Source organism: Rhizobium sp. HT1-10, from assembly GCF_049472505.1.
Taxonomy (GTDB): Bacteria; Pseudomonadota; Alphaproteobacteria; order Rhizobiales; family Rhizobiaceae; genus Rhizobium.
In genome coordinates, this window is the sequence record NZ_JBCEBQ010000015.1 from 24,968 (window position 1) to 44,646 (window position 19,679).

Genomic DNA, 19,679 nt, shown 5'->3' on the forward strand with positions numbered 1-19,679 from the left:
CGAGCCCGCCATTTTCGTTTTTGCCCCCGGCGCCACGTAAAAATGCCGCTGGAGCTGGGCTCCAACGGCATCGATGGCAGGCTTGGAAGGTATTCGTCTTAGATCAGGAGACCAGTTCCTTTTCCCGCACCGGCGTGGTCTCGGCCAGGTCGAGGCGCAGATCGGTCTCGTGCGAGAACAGGTGAATGTGTTCGAAGGGCAGCTGCAGCGCGATCGACTGGCCGGTCTCGCCGGTGACATGGTCTGAAATACTGAGAGCGAAGTTCGAGCCGTTGATGTCGGAGTGGATGACGCGACCGGCACCGAGTTCCTCGATGAAGTCGACGGTGGCCGGAATGCTGCCCGGCGTGCCCACAGGAACCATCCGAGCGTGCTCCGGGCGGATGCCGAGCGCCGCGGCGCGGCCGGCATTGGCTTTGCCGATGACCGGATCGACAGGGATCGGAATACCGTCGAACACGAAGTTGGCGCCATCGGCGGAAAACGTGCCTTCAAGAAAGTTCATAGCCGGCGAGCCGATGAAGGAGCCGACGAAACGGGTGCGCGGCTTGTTGTAGACCTCGAGCGGCGTGCCGACCTGCTCGACCTTGCCCTTGTACATGACCACCAGCTTGTCGGCGAGCGTCATCGCCTCGACCTGGTCGTGGGTGACGAAGACGGAGGTGGCTGAGAGGCGCTTGTGCAGGCGGCGGATCTCGACGCGCATCTGGACGCGCAGCTTGGCATCGAGATTGGACAGAGGCTCGTCGAACAGGAAGACCTTCGGTTCGCGGATGATGGCGCGGCCCATGGCGACGCGCTGACGTTGGCCGCCGGAGAGCTGGGCCGGCTTGCGGTCGAGGAAATCCTCGAGGCCGACGATCCGAGCCGTCTCCTTGATGCGGCGGTCCCGCTCGTCCTTGGGGACGCCGGCGACCTTGAGGGCGTAACCCATGTTGGCAGCGACATCCATGTGCGGATAGAGCGCATAGTTCTGGAACACCATGGCGCAGCCGCGCTCGCGCGGCTCCAGTTGATTGACGACGACATCGTCTATGACGATCTCACCGCTCGAGATATCCTCTAGTCCGGCGATCATACGCAGCAAGGTCGACTTGCCGCAGCCTGATGGGCCGAGGATAACGACGAATTCGCCGGAGCGAAAAGTGAGGTCCACGCCGTGGACCACCTTGTTGGCGCCATAGGCCTTGCGGACCTGCTCGATGCGGATTTCTGCCATGTTGCACTCCTTGTCTATTTAGGTGGAGAGCTAACGGCGTTGCATAACAGAACGGTGACAAGGCGAGGCGAAACAGCATGGCTGCAAGACCTTTCCGCATGCGATTGTCCCGATGTCAGAAGTTCGATTTCTTGAGCGGCACTGAAACCTTTGATCCGACACCAACGTAGATGCGTAACAGACGGAAAGAAGACAATGAAATGGGGGCGGACGTAGTGGAAGAAGCGAAGGAGTGCACCATCCTGTGGTTCCGCAAGGATCTGCGGCTCGATGACAATCTCGCGCTCAATGCTGCCAGCCAGACATCCGCTCCGGTCATTCCAGTCTATATCAGGGAGCCGGAAGAGCAAGGCACCGGCCCTCTCGGCGCGGCGCAACGCTGGTGGCTGCACCATTCGCTGCTGGCCCTGCAGGCGTCGCTGAGGGCGTTGGGCAGCGACCTCATCCTGATGTCCGGCGATCCGCTGGAGATCCTGCAGACGCTTATCGAGAAGACCGGCGCGACCAAACTTGTCTGGAACCGCCGCTATGATCCACCGGGTATAGCGGTCGATACGCGCATCAAGGAGACGCTCGGCGCGCAGCTTGCCGTTTCCAGCCATGCCGGCCAGCTGCTTCACGAGCCTTCCAAGCTGAAGACCGGCGGCGGCACGCCCTACCGCGTCTACACGCCATTCTGGCGGGCGCTGGATGGCGGCGGCGAGCCGTCGGAGCCGCCGGAAGCACCCAAGAGCCTGGCCGCACCGAGCGCTTGGCCGGTGAGTGAAAAGCTCGACGACTGGGGCCTGCTGCCGACCAAGCCGAATTGGGCGGCGTCATTTCCCGAGGTCTGGGCGCCGGGCGAAGCTTCGGCGCGCGCGAAGCTGGAGGATTTCGTCGACGAGGCGCTCAATGGCTACAAGGTCGGACGCGACTTCCCCGCCAAGCCGTCGACGTCGATGCTTTCGCCGCACCTCGCCCTGGGAGAGATTTCGCCGGCTCGCATCTGGTATGCGACGAGAGGCCTGCCCGACAGCGTGCCGCAGGAGGACGTGATCCATTTTCGCAAGGAACTGGCTTGGCGGGATTTCTGCTACCACCTGCTCTTCCACTACCCGGCCCTGCCCTACGACAACTGGAACAAACGCTTCGACGGCTTCGCGTGGAAGACGGACGACAGCCTTTTCGAAGACTGGACCCGCGGCCGCACAGGCTATCCGATCGTCGATGCCGGCATGCGGCAATTGTGGAAGCATGGCTGGATGCACAATCGCGTCCGGATGATCGTCGGCTCCTTCCTCATCAAGGACCTGATGATCGACTGGCGGCGCGGCGAGGAATGGTTTCGCGACACGCTGGTCGATGCCGATCCGGCCAGCAATGCCGCGAACTGGCAATGGGTGGCGGGTTCCGGCGCCGACGCCTCGCCCTTCTTCCGGATTTTCAACCCCATGCTGCAGGGCGAGAAATTCGATCCGCTTGGACGCTATGTCCGTGAATTCGTGCCCGAGCTCGCCGCTCTCGAAGACAAATACATCCACAGGCCCTTCGAGGCTCCGCCTTCCGTCCTGGACAAGGCGGGTGTCGTGCTCGGCCAGACCTATCCCCATCCGATCGTCGACCATGGCATCGCCCGCGACCGCGCGCTGAAGGCCTACAGCGCAGTAAAGGACGCCGCATGAACGCTCTGTTCGCAGACCCGAGACACCACGGTCCACACCGCATGAAGATCGCGGTGATCGGCTCCGGCGTGTCAGGCACATCGGCGGCCTGGGCACTCAATTCCGTGCATGACGTGACGCTCTACGAAAAGGCCGCGCGGCCGGGGGGCCACACCGCAACGGTCGACATCGACTATGACGGTACGCCGATCTCGGTCGATACCGGCTTCATCGTCTACAACGAGCAGAACTATCCGAACCTGACCGCGCTCTTTGCCGAACTCGGCGTGCAAACCCATGCCAGCAACATGAGCTTCGCGCTGTCGCTGGACCGAGGCCGGATGGAATGGAGCGGCGATACGCTCGGCACGCTGTTTGCGCAGAAGCGTAACCTGATGCGCCCTTCCTTTCTCTGGATGGTTCGAGAAATCCTGCGCTTCAACAAGATCTGCCTGCTCGATCGCGCCGCCGGTCATCTGACTCAGCGTTCGATCGGCGCCTATCTCGACTGGCGGGGCTTCTCCCCCGGCTTCACCAACAACTACCTGATGCCGATGGCAGCAGCCATCTGGTCGACGCCGACCACGCGGATGCTCGACTTTCCGGCCGAGCATTTCGTCAACTTCTTCGACAATCACCGGCTGATCTACATCAAGCAGCATCAGTGGCGCACCGTCACTGGCGGCAGCCGCAATTACCTCGACAGGCTGCTGTCTCCACTCGGTGACCGCCTCAAACTCTCCTGCGGCATCCGCGCCGTCGAGCGGCGAGAGGACCACGTTGTCATCACCGACGAGCATGGCCGCGAAGCGATCTATGACAAGGTGATCTTCGCCGCCCACAGCGACCAGACGCTGGCCATGCTGAAGGACGCCACGCGCGAGGAAGCGCGGCTGCTTGCATCCGTGCCCTACGCGCCCAACCGCGTCGTCCTCCACCGGGACCTCGATCTGATGCCGAGGCGCCGCAAGGTCTGGGCATCCTGGAACTATCTGCGCTCCAGCGACGACCAGGGCCAGAACGGCTGTGCGGTGAGCTATTGGATGAACCGGTTGCAGGGGATCAGCAACGATCACCCGCTGTTCGTCACCCTCAACCCGGATCGCGAGCCAGATCCTTCTAAGGTCTTTGCTGAATACTCCTACGACCATCCACAGTTCAGCGGCGGCAGCATGGATGCGCAGGCACAGCTGGCATCCATCCAAGGCCGCCATCACAGCTATTTTGCCGGTGCATGGACGGGCTACGGTTTTCACGAGGATGGACTGTCCTCGGGTCTCGCGGCAGCGCAGGCTCTCGGCGGCATCATTCCCTGGCGCCCCCACACCCCTTCGATCTCGCACCGCGAACCGGAACTCGAGGCGGTGGCATGAGCAAGGCTCATCAACGTCGCGGTATCGACGTCGAGCGCAACGGTCCGGCGCCAACGGTCGCCGCCGCGCTTTACAGCGGTGAAGTGATGCATCAGCGCATGAAGCCTTTCGGCCACCGTTTCCACTACCGGGTCTTTTCGCTGATGGTCGATCTCGATCGTCTCGGCGAGGCGGATCGGCTGTCTGCGCTGTTTTCCGTAAACGCGCGCAACCTCGTGGCCTTTCACGAGAAGGACCATTCCGGCAGCGCGGGCATGGGTCTGCGCAGCTATGCCGATGGCCTGCTGGCCGAGGCCGGGCTGACGCTGCCGGCGGCACGCATCCTTCTGGTCTGCTACCCGCGTATCCTCGGGTATGTCTTCAATCCGATCTCGGTCTATTACGCCTACGATGCCGATGAGCGGCTGGTGGCGATGATCTATGAAGTCCGCAACACCTTTGGCGAACGCCATACCTACGTCTGCCCGGTCGGCTCAGGCGAGATGACATCGGGCGGGCTGCGCCAGAGCTGCGACAAGCTGTTTCACGTCTCGCCATTCATACCGATGCAGATGCGCTATCATTTCCGTATGCTGCCGCCGGGCGAGGAAATCCGCTGGCGCATTCTGGAGACGGATCCGGAAGGCCCTTTGCTGGCCGCGACCTTCAGCGGTCGTCAGGAAGCCATGACGACGGCAACGCTCCTGTCGCTGACCGCCCGCATCCCCTTCCTGACACTAAAGATCGTTGCCGGCATTCACTGGGAGGCATTGAAACTATGGCTGAAGGGAGCGAAATATATACCCCGGCCAAAGGCGCCGCCTCCCGTCAGCATCAAGCCGCAGCGCATGACCTTGGAGGCCGCAGAATGACGTTGGACGACCCGATTATCGACGCCAGGGACTCGCAAGTGAAGACGACGCAAAATATAGGTGCCGGAGCCAAGCCTAGTGTTACCGGAGCATCGATGACAGACGCGCAAGACTGGACAAAGTTCGCCGAGGGCGCAGAAATCCTGACGAGCGAGAACATTGGCAAGGTCGTCAAGGGATTGCCGCTCAAGGCCCGGCTGGCATTGAGAGGCCTTCTGCAGATGCAGCACGGGACCTTGTCGATAGAGCTTCCCGATGGCCGCAAGGTGATCATCAAGGGCCGGACCACCGGTCCGGAAGCAGCCGTTCGTCTGCGCAATTGGAACCTTGCCAGCCGCGCCCTGATGACGGGCACGATCGGCGTGGCCGAGACCTACATGGACGGCGATTGGGATAGTCCCGACATCGTCGCATTTCTAAAACTGTTCCTCGTCAACGGCGATGCCGCCGACCGGTATGCGAACGGCACGGGAAGCTTGATGAAGCTGGCGGAGAAAATCCGCCACTGGCTGCGCGGCAACAGCAAAGCCGGCTCGAAACGCAACATCTCTGCCCACTACGATCTCGGCAACGAATTCTACAAGGCGTGGCTCGATCCGAGCATGACCTATTCGTCGGCGCTCTATTCCACCGGTGCCAACGACCTGCAGTCCGCTCAGAACGCCAAGTACCGGGCGCTGGCGGAGGCCACCGGCATCATGCCCGGCGACCACGTGCTGGAGATCGGCTGCGGTTGGGGCGGCTTTGCCGAATTCGCTGCCAGCGAAATGGGCTGCAGGGTCACCGGCCTGACGATCAGCCGCGAGCAACTGGCCTTTGCGCAAGAGCGTATCCGCAAGGCGGGCCTCAGCGACCGCGTGGATTTCCGCTTCCAGGACTATCGCGACGAGACCGGCGTCTATGACAAGATCATCTCGATCGAGATGTTCGAGGCTGTCGGCGAAAAATACTGGCCGACCTATTTCGCCAAGCTGAAGGAATGCCTGAAGCCGGGCGGGCGGGCGGGGCTGCAGATCATCACCATCAGGGCGGAATCCTTTGCCAAGTACAAGGCGAACCCGGATTTCATCCAGAAATATGTCTTCCCCGGCGGCATGCTGCCGACGCCGGAGCACCTGCAGACACTGAGCCGCAAGGCCGACCTGTCGATGGTCAAGGATTTCGGTTTCGGGCTCGATTACGCCCGAACGCTGGCGGAATGGCGCGACCGCTTCTGGATGGCCTGGGAGCGGGTCAAGCCGCTGGGCTTCGATGATCGCTTTAAGCGGCTGTGGGACTTCTATCTCTACTATTGCGAGGCTGGCTTCCTGTCCCGCAACATCGACGTTCGCCAGGTCGTTTTTGCCCGGGCGTGACGAAAGAACGCCATCGGGCGGAGAACCGGGCAGCATCCCGCCCATCAACAGGTGGCGTCTTCTTGCCTACGCCTTGCCGGCAGCACCGCTGGCGGCTCTAGGCCTGCCGCTCTATGCGGTCGTGCCGACCTACTACACGGAAACGCTCGGCCTGCCGCTTGCCGGCGTTGGCTTCGTTCTGCTGCTGGTGCGGATCTTCGATGCCGTGTCGGATCCACTCGTCGGACTGGTCGCCGACCGCTACCGGCCGGCGTTCGGCCGCCGTCGCTTCCTGTTTACAGTGTCGCTGCCGATAGCAGCCGTTGCGGCCTTCATGCTCTACGCGCCGCCCTCGGGCGTGACGCTTTTCTGGCTCGGCTTCTGGGGCATCGTGCTGTCGCTCGGCTACACCATGGCCATGGTGCCCTACTCCGCCTGGGGCGCCGAACTCGTCGAAGACTATCGCGGTCGCACGTCGCTGACGGCTCTGCGCGAAGGCATCACGCTGATCGGCGTGCTGATCGCCATCGTCGTTCCCTTTGCCATCGGCATGGAACGCGGCGCTGCGATCCCCGGCCTCGCCGTGCTCGGGATCATCGTAGCTACCGGCCTGCCGCTGTTCGGACTGCTCGCCGTCTTCAGCGTGCCGGAGCCGAAAGAGCATGGGGTAACCGATCTCGCACTCCGGGAAAGCGTTGGGCTCCTGGGGGAGAACAAGCCGTTTCTGCGGTTGCTGGTTGCCTATTTCATAAATGGCTTTGCCAATGGCATCCCGGCAACGCTCTTCCTCTACTTCGTTTCCGACAGGCTCGGACTGCCGGAGGCACGCGGGCCGCTACTGTTCGTCTATTTCCTGTTCGGCATCGCCGGCGTGCCACTGGCGACATTTGCGGCAAACCGGCTGGGCAAGCACCGCGCCTGGTGCCTGGCGATGATCGTCGCCTGCGCGGCCTTCGTCATCGCGCCGCTGCTGCCGCCTGGCTCGCTTTACGGGTTCGGGGCGATCTGCGTCGTCACGGGATTGATGTTGGGATTCGATCTTTCGCTGCCGCCGGCCATCCAGGCGGATGTCATCGACGTCGATACCGCTCGCTCCGGGACGCAGCGGAGCGGGCTTTATTTTGCAGCCTGGGGACTGGCGACAAAACTGTCGCTGGCGGCGGGCGTCGGGCTGATCTTTCCGCTGCTGTCGACCTTCGGCTTCGATGCATCAGCTGGAACCGGCAACCAGACAGAGTCCCTCTGGGCACTTGCCGTCGCCTATGCCTGGATCCCGATCGTCCTGAAGCTGATCGCCGTCGCGCTGATGTGGAATTTTCCGTTGGACGAGACGTCGCACAGGGCGTTGAGAGAAACCATCGACGCCCGATAGGTTCCGCTATTCCGCCGGATGCGGGGACGGATCGCGCGGCGCTTCGATGGGGCGCTGCGGCCAGCCGGTGAAGCGATTGATCGCCTTGAAATAAAGGCTGTAGGGCAGAAACTGCAACAGCTTCAGCTTGAAGGTGAAATTCTTTGGGAAGGTGATCTCGAAAGACGATGTCTTGAGGCCCGCCGCGATTTCGTCGGCAGCAACTGCGGCCGTCACCAGCGAGGGCATGGGGAACTGGTTGTCCTTGGTCGCTTCCGTGTCGACAAAGCCCGGATTGATGATCTGGATGCGGATGCCGAGCTTGTCGAGATCGAACTTCAGGCTTTCGGCCATGTTGATCAGCGCCGCCTTGGTGGCGCCATAGGCGGCACTGGTCGGCAACCCTCCATAGCCGGTCACCGAAGAGACGATGGCGATCTGCCCCTGCCCCTTCGACTTCATGTGCCGCACCGCCGGAATCAGGCAGTTGACCACGCCGGTCAGATTGACGGAAAAGCTGCGGTCGAAATCCTCGTGCTTCATGTGGGCGCCATCGACGGGCAGATAGACGCCGGCGTTGAAGATCGCGAGCGCAAGCGTGCCGTGCTGATATTCGATCGCGGCGACCGTATGCTCCATGTCCTCCGCGTTGGTGACATCGCCGTCGAGCACAATGATGCCACCGGAGAGCCCCGCTGCTTCGGTCTGCAATTCGAGCAGCTTTGCGTGGTTGCGGGCAGTCACCGCGACACGGTACCCTTCGCCAGCGAGCTTCAACGCCAGAGCCCTTCCGATCCCGGAGCTCGCGCCCGAAATCCAGACGATGCCATGATCGGGGCGGGCAACGAAGTCACGCATGTGGCTCTCCTTGGCGGGTTCCAATGAACACCAGGCGATGTCGGACGGTTCCCAGCCGACACAGATTTTAGGTTAGCATCTCTTTGTGGCTGCTTTCAGCCAAGCAGATCACCGATCAGCCGCGGCAACGAACCCCGGAACTTGATCGGGGCCTCCAGCACGGAAAGGGCAATGCACGGGCGGGCGTTCTCGGCAACGGGCCGGTGGACGAGGCTGTCGTCGGCCACGGATATGTCGCCCGGGCCGTAGCGCCCGCGCACATCGTTGAAGGCACCGTCGAGCACGAGCGTCAACTCGACGCCCTCGTGCGTATGGGTCGGGAGGGTTCTGCCGGCGCGGATCCACATCAGACTGACCTCGCAACCGTCGATGTGTCCGAGATCGTACTGCTTGAAGCCAGGCAGCTTGGTGCGCCAAGGCACATCGTCAGCGTCGAAGCCGATGAAGTCGCGGAGTGCCTGCGGAAACTTCCCCGTCTGCGAACCAGGCAGCGGCTGCGGGATCACGTCAACCGCAGCGGGCGTGGCAAAGATCGCCGCAAGCCGTGCGTCCCTTGCCGCAATCTCGCTTGGCGGCAAAAGCTCGAGCGCCTCGCCGGCGAGCGCTTCGAGATCGCGGACGATCGAACGATTGGCAGGTTGCATTTCCAGGTGAGCGGCGACGAGCACGCGCGCCGGTTCCGGCAGGGAGCCGGCCACATAATGCGCCATAAGCGCATCGACAGTGTCGATCTGATTGTGAACCATATCTGCCCCGGCCAAACTTGGTCACCTGCTCCTGAATGATTTGATGCTGGATACGCGCAATGTCAATCGCCGGATCACCAAGGCAGACTGATCGTTCAGGCGCGAAGCAATTTTATGACATCCATCTCCCTAAGAGAATAGAATTTCTTGCCAGCCGCGCCTTGTGGAGAGAAAAGACCGTTCATACAATAGGATGAAACAGAAGGCAGATCCCATGAGCGTTTACCCCTCCGTTCTCGAAGCGATCGGCCACACCCCGCTGATCAAGCTCAAGCGCGCTTCCGACGCAACCGGCTGCACCATCTATGGCAAGGCGGAATTTCTGAACCCCGGCCAGTCCGTCAAGGATCGTGCGGCACTTTACATTATCCGCGATGCCGAGAAAAAGGGATTGCTGCGGCCGGGCGGCGTCATCGTCGAAGGCACTGCCGGCAACACGGGGATCGGCCTGACGCTGGTCGCCAAGGCGCGCGGCTACCGCACGGTCATCGTCATCCCGGAGACCCAGAGCCAGGAAAAGAAGGACGCGCTGAGACTGCTTGGTGCCGAGCTGATCGAGGTTCCGGCAGCGCCCTACAAGAGCAGCAACAATTACGTCAAGATTTCAGGTCGGCTCGCCGAGCAAATGGCAAAGACCGAGCCGAACGGGGCGATCTGGGCAAACCAGTTCGACAATATCGCCAACCGGCAGGCCCATGTCGAAACGACGGCGCGGGAGATCTGGGACGACACGGACGGCAAGGTCGATGGCTTCATCTGCGCGGTCGGCTCTGGCGGAACACTGGCCGGCACCGCCCTCGGCCTGCATGGCTTCAACAGCGATATCAAGATCGGACTGGCCGACCCCGAAGGCGCCGCCCTCTACGAATATTATGCGCATGGAACGCTCAAGTCCGAGGGATCGTCGATTACCGAGGGCATCGGCCAGGGGCGTATCACCGCCAATCTCGAAGGCTTCAAACCGGATTTTGCCTACCGCATTTCCGACGCCGAAGCGCTGCGGCATGTCTTCGATCTCGCCGAGCATGAAGGACTGTGCCTTGGCGGCTCGTCCGGCATCAACATCGGCGGCGCCGTTCGCCTTGCCGAGGACCTCGGCCCCGGACATACCATCGTGACCATCCTCTGCGACTACGGCAATCGCTACCAGTCCAAGATGTTCAACCCGGAATTTCTGAGGTCCAAGGGACTGCCTGTGCCGCAATGGTTGACCCAATCGCCCGAGATCTCCATTCCCTATGAAACGGTCGCGTGATCGGCCATGACGGTGCATGCGCTTTATCGCGACGATTTCTATCTATCGACCGTCGAGGCGACGGTGACCGCCGTCCATGACGACGGCGCCATCGAGTTCGACCAAACCTGCTTCTACGCGATGTCGGGGGGCCAGCCGGGTGACACCGGCTTTCTCGAGCGTGACGGCGGCGAAAGAATAGCGCTCGGCCAGACGCGTCATGGAGCGACCAAGGAGATCATCCTGCACGTGCCGCTCGACGGCGAGCCACGGCCTTTCGTCGGCGAGAAGCTCGTCCTTCACATCGACTGGCAGCGCCGCTACCGGCTGATGCGGATGCATACGGCCTGCCATCTGCTGTCGGTGGTCTGCCCCTATCCCATCACCGGTGCCGCGGTCGGCGAGGAGGATAGCCGCGTCGATTTCGATATGGGTGAGGCAATCGACAAGGACGAGGTCACGGCCAAGCTGATGGCTCTGGTCAACGAGAACCATCCGGTGACCTTGCAGTGGATTACCGACGAGGACCTGGCTGCCAATCCCGGCATCGTCAAGTCCAAGAACGTCCGCCCGCCGGTCGGCCTCGGGCGCGTCAGCCTTGTCTGCATCGGCGAGAATTCTGCCGTTGACAGTCAGCCCTGCGGCGGCACACATGTATCCGAGACCCAGGAGGTCGGTTCGATCTACATCGCCAAGATCGAAAAGAAGGGCAAGGAAAACCGGCGGTTCCGTATTCGCTTCGGAACGCCTGGTGAGGAAGCCTGAACATCATGGAGACCAGCATGAGCGCCGACCTAAGCCCGTTCGTCGTTTCGGCCGAATGGCTGCAGCAACAGATTGGTGCCAAGGACCTGAGGATCGTCGACGCGTCCTTTTACCTGCCGGCACAAAAACGCGACGCAGAGGCCGAATATGCCGCGGGCCATATCCCCGGCGCCGTTCGCTTCGATCACGACAAGATTGCCGATCACTCCACCGACCTGCCGCATATGGTCGCTTCGCCGGAAGATTTTGCCGAACAGGTCGGCAAGCTCGGCATCAGTGCCACTGACCGGATCGTTGTCTACGATGGTCCGGGAATTTTCTCGGCGCCGCGCGTCTGGTGGCTGTTCCGGATCATGGGGGCTGGCGACGTCCGGGTTCTCGACGGCGGCCTTGACGGCTGGAAGGCCGAGGGCCGGCCTTTGGAAACAGCAACGCCCGATCCGGCACCGGCAGTCTTTACGCCGACCTTCGATGCCGAGCGCGTCGTCGGCTTCGAGGCCATGCGTGACATCGTCTCCAGCGGCGCCATGCAGATTGCCGACGCCCGCAGCGCCGGACGCTTCGCGGCGGAGGAGCCGGAACCCCGGCCGGGCATGCGCGCCGGCCACATGCCCGGCGCCCGTAGCCTGCCATCCGGATCGTTTTCCACCAACGGCAAGCTGAAGCCGCTCTCCGAGCTGAAACGGACGATCGAAGCCGCCGGCATCGACCTGTCAAAGCCGGTCGTCACCAGCTGCGGCTCCGGCATCACGGCCGCCATCATCACGCTGGCACTGCATTCTCTCGGCCACACGGACAATCGTCTATATGACGGCTCGTGGTCCGAGTGGGGAAGTCGCGCCGACACTCCCATTGCGACTGGCAAGGCATAATTCATGGCCAAGAAAACCTTAGCCGCGCTGCCGGTGCAGATTACCCGGCTGGAAATGACCGCACCGCCGAAGGCGAGCCTGTCGATCCCCGTCAATATTCAGGCGGCCGTGATGCGCGCGCCGAAAATTCCGCTGCCCTTCTACCGCTACCTCTACCGCCAGGTCGGCGCCCGCTGGCAATGGGTCGACCGGTTGCGGATGAGCGACGAGGAACTGACGGCGGTGCTCCACAACGAGCGAAACGACGTGAGCGTGCTCTACATCAACGGCGCGCCTGCCGGCTTCTTCGAGCATTGTCGCGTCGACGAGGAAACCATCGAGCTCAGCCATTTCGGCCTGATCGAACATGCGCTCGGCCTCGGCATCGGCAAGTGGTTCCTGCTGCAGGCGCTTTATGCCTTGTGGCTCTCCAACCCCGTGCGGATCGTCGTCACCACCAACAATCTCGACCACCCCCGCGCCTTGCAACTCTACCAGATGTTCGGCTTCTCGCCGGTCTCGACAGCGCAGGGCAGCGTCACGCCCTTGAGCGACGCAGAACTGCTTGAGATCATCAAGCGCGGGTGAGGCCTATCGGTTCATCCCCGTCGGGCGGCGCGGGTCGTTGCGACGGGTGATGTCGAGCGTCTGTCCGGCATCGACATTGAGATCTGCGAACTCCGTCCGCAGCGCGCAAAGCGCCTCGAGGATTTCCGCATTCTGCCTGGCGATGGTGTCGAGGTCGATGTCCGGCATTTGCAGCTCCTTTTGACCACGACATAGCGCTTCAGAAGCCGCCGGCAAGAATCGGGTGGTTTCCCAACGATGGGGGCGTCATGACGGGGCGACGTCAAAAGGAGACCCGTCATGTCCAACATTCGTTACGCGGCCATGCCGTCCACCGATGCCGAAGCAATCTGGCAGGGGGAGCCCGATGCCTATGGCCTCCAGCCGGAGACGATGATTTCCGATGGACCCGGCCATCCCTGCCGCCATTGCCTCGCGAATATCGAGGCCGGCGAGCCGCTCCTGGTCTTTGCCTACAGGCCCTTCCCCGCGCCGCAACCCTATGCCGAGACCGGCCCAGTCTTCCTGCACAGGACGCCGTGCCGACGCTTTGTCGCCGAAGAGGTCATGCCTCCGGTTCTTTCCGGCTCGCGTGATTTCATCGTCCGCGGCTATGGCGATAACGACCGGATCGTCTACGGCACCGGGGCGGTCACCGCTTCGTCGGATATTTCAGCCTATGCCGCAACGCTGCTGGAGCGGCCCGACATCGCCTATGTGCATGTGCGTTCGGCCCGCAACAACTGCTACCAGTGCCGAATCGACACACAAAAGGCGCCAACCCATGAGATCGACGCCTTCATCTGATGGCTACGTCGAGGCTCAGGCGACGTTCAAGATGCTCTCGGGGGCGACGGCCTCGTAGCCCAGTGCCTCGGCAACGGCGGCATTGACCACGCGTCCCTTGTGGACGTTGAGACCGTTGCGCAGATGGCGGTCTTCGGCGATCGCGCGCAGGCCGCGATCGGCGAGCGCCAGGCCGTGCTGCAGCGTCGCATTGTTCAGCGCGTGGGCCGAGGTGACCGGCACTGCGCCCGGCATGTTGGCGACGCAATAATGCACGACGCCCTCGACGACATAGGTGGGGTCGGAGTGGGTCGTCGCATGCGAGGTCTCGAAGCAGCCGCCCTGGTCGATGGCGACGTCGACGATGACAGAGCCCTTCTTCATGCCGGTCAGCATCTCGCGTGTCACCAGCTTCGGCGCGGCAGCACCGGGAATGAGCACAGCACCGATCACGAGATCGGCGGAGAACACTTCATCCTCAAGCGCCTGGATGCTGGAATAGCGGGTGTGGACCCGGCCGGAAAAAAGATCGTCGAGCTGGCGCAGGCGCGGCAAGGAGCGGTCGAGAATAGTTACGTCGGCACCGAGGCCGACGGCCATGCGGGCCGCGTGCAGGCCGACGACACCGCCGCCGATGACCGTCACCTTGCCGGGCAGTACACCGGGCACGCCGCCGAGCAGCACGCCGAGACCACCATTGGCCTTCTGCAGAGCGGTCGCACCCGCCTGGATCGACAGACGTCCTGCCACTTCCGACATCGGCGCCAGCAACGGCAGGCCGCCGCGATCGTCGGTGACGGTTTCATAGGCGATGGCCGTGACACCCGATGCCAGCAAGCCTTTGGTCTGCTCCGGGTCCGGCGCAAGATGGAGATAGGTGTAGAGGATCTGGCCGTCCCGCAGCTGCGCCCATTCCTGCGGCTGCGGCTCCTTGACCTTGACGATCATGTCGCAGCCGTCGAAAATTTCCTTGGCGGTCGCGACGATCTTGGCACCGGCTGCGGCATAGGAATGGTCATCGGCACCGATGCCGGCACCGGCCTTCGTCTCGATAAAGACCTGGTGGCCGTGGGCCACGTAATCGCGCACGGCAGCAGGCGTCAGGCCAACTCTGTACTCGTGATTCTTGATTTCCTTCGGGCAACCGACGCGCATGTTCTTTCCTCTGAGTGGCCGTCCGCATTTTGCGGTTCGTTGCGTGAAGTGAAGCATTTCAGCGGCGCAATGTCCTTGCAAAGACGGTTTGCATAAGCGCGTGTTTTCGAAGATAATTGCGTGAAAGTGACGCTAACTGCAGGTTCTTCGAATGTCAGAGATGGATGCCATCGATCGTGCCATTTTACGCGCTCTTCAACAGAACGCGCGGATTACCAATGCCGAGCTTGCCGTCAAGGCTGGCCTCTCCCCCTCAGCCTGCTCGAGGCGGCTCGATATCCTGGAGAAAAATGGCACCATCGGCGGCTACCACGCCAAGCTATCGCACAAGGCGCTCGACTACCGGATGATCGCCGTCGTCCATATCTCCCTGTCGGGGCAGTTCGCCAAAACCCTGACGGAGTTCGAGACCGCCGTCCGGCTCTGTCCGAACGTGCTCGTCTGCTATCTGATGTCGGGAGAGTACGACTACATTCTTCGGGTTGCTGCTCGCGACCTCGAGGATTACGAGCGCATCCACCGCGACTGGCTCTCGGCGCTGCCGCATGTCGTCAAGATCAACTCCAGCTTCGCGCTCCGCGAGGTCATCGACAGGCCGAATGTCGGTCTCTGAGCGTCGAGGTCATCGGCTCAATCCGCTCGGGCTAAACGCAATCTCAACTGTTGGCGGATAGCCTCTTCCGCATAAAAGGAAGCCCTCATGATGAAGAACAACCTCGGGATGACCGTTCGCAATGAAGTGCGACGCAACACCCGCCTGATAGGCACGATCAAATATCTCAATCGCGAGACAGAGGGCCGCATCGTCGATCTCTCGGCCTATGGTGTCGCCGTGGACCTCGCCGGCTCCTTTCTCGGCGCAGCCGGCAGCAGGGTTCGCATCGAGTGCGAGGAAATAGGCTCGCTGGAGGGAACCGTGCGCTGGATGCGCGATGGCCGTATCGGCATCGAGTTCAGCCGCAACTCCAATGCCGCTGCCCAGGTCACCTCCTATTTCCGCTTTTTCCACAAGGACATCAAGCCCGTCATACACCGCTGAGGGGTGGCCGACCCGCTGAAATCACTGTGTCACTTAAGAGGTGCACTCCTGCGCAAATCATTCTAGTCTGGCCCCGCGTCGGGGGGCGGCTTTGCGTATCGAGGAGCGTGTCATGACTGCCAGTTTCGATCTTCCAATCTCCCGCCGATCATTGCTCGGCGGGCTCGGTGCCACCGCTGCGATGGTGCTGCTTCATCCCTTCTCCGCGCGCGCGGCAGGCAACCAGGCCCACCTGCGCCTGATGGAGACCACCGACATCCACGTCAACGTCTTTCCCTATGACTATTATGCCGACAAGCCGAACGAGACGATGGGCCTGTCGAGGACGGCGACGATCATCGATTCCATTCGGGCGGAAGCGACCAATGCGCTCTTGATCGACAATGGCGACGTTCTGCAGGGCAACCCGATGGGCGACTTCATGGCCTATCAGCACGGCATGAAGGACGGCGACGTCCATCCGGTCATCAAGGCGATGAACACGCTCGGCTACGAAGTCGGCACGCTCGGTAACCACGAGTTCAATTATGGCCTCGACTTCATGTTCAAGGTCCTCGCCGGTGCCAACTTCCCTTTCGTCTGTGCCAACCTGACAAAGGGGCAACTCGCCAGCGACCCCAGGAACGACGACCTTTTCTTCAAACCCTACCTGATCCTCGACAAGGTGATCAAGGATGGGGCCGGCAAGGAGACACCGATCAAGATCGGCTTCATCGGCTTTGTGCCGCCGCAGATCATGCTCTGGGACATCAAGAACCTCGAGGGCAAGGCGCAGACCCGCGACATCGTCGAGGCAGCCAAGGCCTGGGTCCCGGTCATGAAGGAACAGGGCGCCGACATCGTCATCGCACTCTCGCATTCGGGCATAGACGGAACGGCGCCTTCCGACCGGATGGAAAATGCCTCGCTCTACGTGGCAGCCGTCGAGGGCATCGATGCCGTCTTCACCGGCCACCAGCATCTCGTTTTCCCGGGCCCGAAGACCTGGGACGGCATTCAGGGCGCCGACCCGGTCAAGGGTACGCTGCAGGGCAAGCCGGCTGTCATGGCAGGCTTCTGGGGCTCGCATCTGGGGCTGATAGACCTGCTCCTCGAAAAGGACGGCAAGGGCTGGAAGATCGTCGACTTCACTTGTGAAGCCCGGCCGATCTATCACCGCGACGACAAGAAGAAGGTCATCGCCGATGTCGGCGACAAGAAGGAAGTGGTCGAAGCAGCAAAGGCCGAGCACGAGGCAACGCTTGCCTATGTCCGCACGCCCGTCGGCAAGAGCGTGGCGCCGCTCTATTCGTATTTCGCGCTTGTTGCCGACGATCCCTCCGTTCAGATCGTCTCGCAGGCGCAGAGCTGGTACATCAAGGACATGTTGAAGGAGACCGCGTACAAGGATCTGCCGATCCTCTCGGCTGCCGCCCCCTTCAAGTGCGGCGGACGCAACGGCGTCGACTACTACACCGACGTACCGGCAGGCGCGATTGCCATCAAGAATGTCGCCGATCTCTATCTTTATCCCAACACCGTGCAGGCGGTGGTGATATCAGGCGCGCAGGTCAAGAACTGGCTGGAGATGTCAGCCGCGATGTTCAATCAGATCACCCCGGGCGCCAAGGATGCACCGCTGCTCAACCAGGCCTTCCCCTCCTATAACTTCGACATCATCGATGGCGTCACCTACCAGATCGACCTGTCGCAGAAGCGGCACTTCGACGATGACGGCAAGCTCGTCGAGGCCGACTCCAACCGCATCCAGAATCTTCAGTTCGGCGGAAAACCGATTGATCCGGAAAAGAAATTTCTTGTTGTCACTAACAACTACCGAGCCGGCGGTGGTGGCAAGTTTCCGGATATCGGCAAGGACAAGGTGGTCTACCAGGCGCCCGATACCAACCGGGATGTCATCGTCCGTTACATCCACGATCAAGGCACGATCAACCCGACAGCGGACGGGAACTGGACCTTCAAGCCGATGCCGGGCACGACGGTCGTCTTCGACAGCGCGCCGAAGGCAACGGCATACGTTGCTGACCTGAAGAGCGTGAAGGTCGAGGACGTCGGCGACGGCGCAGATGGCTTCAGAACCTTCCGCCTGATGCTGTAGACAGCGCAACAAACGAGACTCCATGGGCGCCGCTGGCGCCCATTTTCATTCGGCGGCACCCATTTTTATTCCGCGGCGACCGCATCGCCGAACTGGACTCGCCTATTCATGAACTCGCTTCGGCTCGGGCATTGGGTCAGGCCCGAGCGGAAGGCTTCGATCATCCAGGCTGCGGCGGGACCGGGCGGATTGGCGAGCTTACGGATCGCATAGATCGGATATTCGCTCTGCTCATAGGCCTCGAGGTCGAGGTGAACGAGGCGGCCGCTCAGCAGGTCCTCGCGCACCAGCGACGCCGGCAGGCCGCCCCAGCCGAGGCCACCGCGAACCAGATGATGCTTGGTGGCGACGTCGCTGACGCGCCAGGTTCGATACGACAGCACGTTGAAGTCGCGCCCCTTGGTCTGTTCGGTCTGATCGGTGACGACGAGTTGCACCTCCTCGCGCACATCGGCGATCGTCAGCGGCCGATCGATGGCGGCGAGCGGATGGTCGGCGGCCACCACGGGTATCATGAACGAGTGGCCGATCCGTTCAACGTGGAGCGTGTCGTCTTTTTTGAAGACGGCGCCGCCGATGCCGATTGTCGACTGACCGCTGCTGACCAAGTCAACGACGGCTCCCAACTCGCCAACGTTGAGCCGCATCGAAACCGACGGGAATCGATCGCGGAACTCTTTCAGCACCTCGACCATCAGAGCCGTCGGCACCATGACGCTGATGGCAACCGACACCTCTGCCTCCAATCCGTCCTTCAGGCTGCGAACCCTGGCACGGATGACCTCGAGGTCGGCAAGGATTCGCCGGGCGTCTTCGAGCATCGCCTTCCCCGCATCGGTCAGCTTCGACTGCCGCGTACCGGAGCGCTCGAACAGTCCAACTTCGAGCTGCGCCTCCAGGTTGGCGATCGTATAGGAGACCACGGACTGCGCCCTGTTTAGCGCCCGCGCGGCCGCAGAGAAGCTGCCGGTCTCAGCAACGGCCAGGAAGACCTGCAATTGATCCAACGTCGGGTTCGGCAACATGATCCATCCAATCCATCGATAGGTATCATATATATTATCATGGTTTTTTCGATAGTCACCCCGGCCTATTGGTGGTGCGAACGAAGCGTCACCAGCTCCCGACGTCGTGAACGAACAAGGAAGTTTCTCATGTCCTCCATTCTCCTCCTTACATCCAGCCCCCGCTCCGACTCTCTGTCGACCAAGATTGCCACAGAGCTTGCCGAGAAACTGAAGGCACAGAGCCCCGGCTCGACTGTCGTCCATCGCGACCTGACGACGACAGCGCTGCCGCACATCGATGAACGGTTTACCATGGCTATCCGCACACCTGCCGATGCCCGGACGGCCGAACAGAATGAGGCTGCAAAGACCTCCGATGCGCTGACGCAGGAACTGCTTGCCGCCGACACGCTGGTCATCGGCACCGGCCTGATCAATTTCTCGATCTATTCCTCGCTGAAAAGCTGGATCGACAACATCGCCCGCGCCGGCATGACCTTCAGCTATGGCGAAAAAGGCCCGGTTGGTCTGGCCACCGGCAAGAAGGCATATATCGTTCTCGCCTCCGGCGGTGTCTATTCCAACGGACCGGCCGCACCCCTCAACCATGCCACGCCTTATCTGAAGTCGGTTCTCGCCTTCATCGGCATCACCGAGGTCGAGACGATCTTCGTCGAGGGCCTGGCATTCGGTCCTGAAGCTGCCGAGAACGCCATTGCCGCCGCCCGTACGCGCGCCGACGAACTGGCGACTGCCGCCTGATCGTCGAGATCATTGACGACATCAGCAGGCCGGCGCAAGCCGG

At 61.9% G+C, this 19,679-nt stretch carries 20 protein-coding genes; 14 read left to right on the forward strand and 6 right to left on the reverse strand.

Going from position 1 to position 19,679, the window contains the following annotated elements; all coding sequences use genetic code 11:
* Positions 1–103 precede the first annotated feature (103 nt).
* Positions 104–1,219: a sn-glycerol-3-phosphate import ATP-binding protein UgpC gene (locus tag VH564_RS23885; RefSeq protein WP_423342344.1), complete on the reverse strand. Its 1,116-nt coding sequence runs from the start codon at positions 1,217–1,219 to the stop codon at positions 104–106.
* Between the two features lie 200 nt (positions 1,220–1,419).
* Between VH564_RS23885 and VH564_RS23890 the strand changes: the two genes are divergently transcribed.
* The 5 genes from VH564_RS23890 to VH564_RS23910 all read left to right on the forward strand — a co-directional run bounded on the left by VH564_RS23890 (position 1,420) and on the right by VH564_RS23910 (position 7,789).
* A complete protein-coding gene (locus VH564_RS23890; protein ID WP_423342345.1) occupies positions 1,420–2,880 on the forward strand; it encodes a cryptochrome/photolyase family protein in 1,461 nt (486 codons plus the stop codon).
* Positions 2,877–4,232 carry an NAD(P)/FAD-dependent oxidoreductase gene (locus VH564_RS23895; RefSeq protein WP_423342346.1) on the forward strand — a complete coding sequence of 452 codons (1,356 nt, stop codon included), beginning with the start codon at positions 2,877–2,879 and terminating at the stop codon, positions 4,230–4,232. The genes VH564_RS23890 and VH564_RS23895 overlap by 4 nt, the downstream gene beginning before the upstream one ends.
* Positions 4,229–5,083 (forward strand): DUF1365 domain-containing protein, encoded by an 855-nt coding sequence (locus VH564_RS23900; protein ID WP_423342347.1) that lies wholly within the window; start codon positions 4,229–4,231, stop codon positions 5,081–5,083. The genes VH564_RS23895 and VH564_RS23900 overlap by 4 nt, the downstream gene beginning before the upstream one ends.
* A gap of 95 nt (positions 5,084–5,178) precedes the next feature.
* On the forward strand, positions 5,179–6,438 hold the full coding sequence (locus VH564_RS23905; RefSeq protein ID WP_423342348.1) for a class I SAM-dependent methyltransferase: 1,260 nt from the start codon (positions 5,179–5,181) through the stop codon (positions 6,436–6,438).
* Positions 6,425–7,789 carry an MFS transporter gene (locus VH564_RS23910; protein WP_423342349.1) on the forward strand — a complete coding sequence of 455 codons (1,365 nt, stop codon included), beginning with the start codon at positions 6,425–6,427 and terminating at the stop codon, positions 7,787–7,789. Before VH564_RS23905 ends, VH564_RS23910 begins: the two co-directional genes overlap by 14 nt.
* A gap of 6 nt (positions 7,790–7,795) precedes the next feature.
* Here the strand turns inward: VH564_RS23910 and VH564_RS23915 are convergent, their stop codons facing one another.
* Together VH564_RS23915 and VH564_RS23920 are read right to left on the reverse strand one after the other, a co-directional pair.
* Positions 7,796–8,626, reverse strand: a complete 831-nt coding sequence (locus tag VH564_RS23915; RefSeq protein WP_423342350.1) for an SDR family NAD(P)-dependent oxidoreductase — start codon at positions 8,624–8,626, stop codon at positions 7,796–7,798.
* A 95-nt stretch (positions 8,627–8,721) separates the two neighbouring features.
* Complete coding sequence (locus VH564_RS23920) at positions 8,722–9,372, reverse strand: ChrR family anti-sigma-E factor (RefSeq protein WP_423342351.1); 651 nt, start codon at positions 9,370–9,372, stop codon at positions 8,722–8,724.
* Between the two features lie 214 nt (positions 9,373–9,586).
* On the opposite strand from VH564_RS23920, the gene VH564_RS23925 reads away from it, so the two are divergent.
* Genes VH564_RS23925 through VH564_RS23940 form a run of 4 tightly spaced genes read left to right on the forward strand, consistent with a single transcriptional unit; the run spans position 9,587 to position 12,810 of the window.
* A complete protein-coding gene (locus VH564_RS23925; protein WP_423342352.1) occupies positions 9,587–10,627 on the forward strand; it encodes a cysteine synthase A in 1,041 nt (346 codons plus the stop codon).
* A 6-nt stretch (positions 10,628–10,633) separates the two neighbouring features.
* Entirely contained in the window at positions 10,634–11,371 is a 738-nt protein-coding gene (locus tag VH564_RS23930; RefSeq protein ID WP_423342353.1) for an alanyl-tRNA editing protein, read from the forward strand.
* Between the two features lie 17 nt (positions 11,372–11,388).
* Entirely contained in the window at positions 11,389–12,243 is an 855-nt protein-coding gene (sseA, locus tag VH564_RS23935) for a 3-mercaptopyruvate sulfurtransferase (protein ID WP_423342354.1), read from the forward strand.
* 3 nt (positions 12,244–12,246) lie between these two features.
* Positions 12,247–12,810 (forward strand): GNAT family N-acetyltransferase, encoded by a 564-nt coding sequence (locus VH564_RS23940; RefSeq protein WP_423342355.1) that lies wholly within the window; start codon positions 12,247–12,249, stop codon positions 12,808–12,810.
* 3 nt (positions 12,811–12,813) lie between these two features.
* Here VH564_RS23940 and VH564_RS23945 read toward each other — a convergent pair whose 3' ends face one another.
* Positions 12,814–12,978, reverse strand: coding sequence for a hypothetical protein (locus VH564_RS23945; RefSeq protein WP_423342356.1), 165 nt, complete (start codon positions 12,976–12,978; stop codon positions 12,814–12,816).
* Between the two features lie 111 nt (positions 12,979–13,089).
* Here VH564_RS23945 and VH564_RS23950 point away from each other — a divergent pair, with 111 nt between their 5' ends.
* Positions 13,090–13,596, forward strand: coding sequence for a DUF1203 domain-containing protein (locus tag VH564_RS23950; protein ID WP_423342357.1), 507 nt, complete (start codon positions 13,090–13,092; stop codon positions 13,594–13,596).
* A gap of 15 nt (positions 13,597–13,611) precedes the next feature.
* Here the strand turns inward: VH564_RS23950 and ald are convergent, their stop codons facing one another.
* Positions 13,612–14,730, reverse strand: coding sequence for an alanine dehydrogenase (gene ald / locus VH564_RS23955; protein ID WP_423342358.1), 1,119 nt, complete (start codon positions 14,728–14,730; stop codon positions 13,612–13,614).
* A gap of 151 nt (positions 14,731–14,881) precedes the next feature.
* Here ald and VH564_RS23960 point away from each other — a divergent pair, with 151 nt between their 5' ends.
* From VH564_RS23960 to VH564_RS23970, 3 genes are all read left to right on the forward strand, one after another.
* Positions 14,882–15,343 carry an Lrp/AsnC family transcriptional regulator gene (locus VH564_RS23960; RefSeq protein WP_423342359.1) on the forward strand — a complete coding sequence of 154 codons (462 nt, stop codon included), beginning with the start codon at positions 14,882–14,884 and terminating at the stop codon, positions 15,341–15,343.
* An 87-nt stretch (positions 15,344–15,430) separates the two neighbouring features.
* Positions 15,431–15,769, forward strand: a complete 339-nt coding sequence (locus VH564_RS23965; protein WP_423342360.1) for a PilZ domain-containing protein — start codon at positions 15,431–15,433, stop codon at positions 15,767–15,769.
* Positions 15,770–15,881: 112 nt separating this feature from the next.
* Complete coding sequence (locus VH564_RS23970; protein WP_423342361.1) at positions 15,882–17,867, forward strand: bifunctional 2',3'-cyclic-nucleotide 2'-phosphodiesterase/3'-nucleotidase; 1,986 nt, start codon at positions 15,882–15,884, stop codon at positions 17,865–17,867.
* A 65-nt stretch (positions 17,868–17,932) separates the two neighbouring features.
* Here VH564_RS23970 and VH564_RS23975 read toward each other — a convergent pair whose 3' ends face one another.
* On the reverse strand, positions 17,933–18,892 hold the full coding sequence (locus VH564_RS23975) for a LysR family transcriptional regulator (protein WP_423342362.1): 960 nt from the start codon (positions 18,890–18,892) through the stop codon (positions 17,933–17,935).
* A 129-nt stretch (positions 18,893–19,021) separates the two neighbouring features.
* Here VH564_RS23975 and VH564_RS23980 point away from each other — a divergent pair, with 129 nt between their 5' ends.
* Positions 19,022–19,636 (forward strand): FMN-dependent NADH-azoreductase, encoded by a 615-nt coding sequence (locus tag VH564_RS23980; protein WP_423342363.1) that lies wholly within the window; start codon positions 19,022–19,024, stop codon positions 19,634–19,636.
* Positions 19,637–19,679 lie beyond the last annotated feature (43 nt).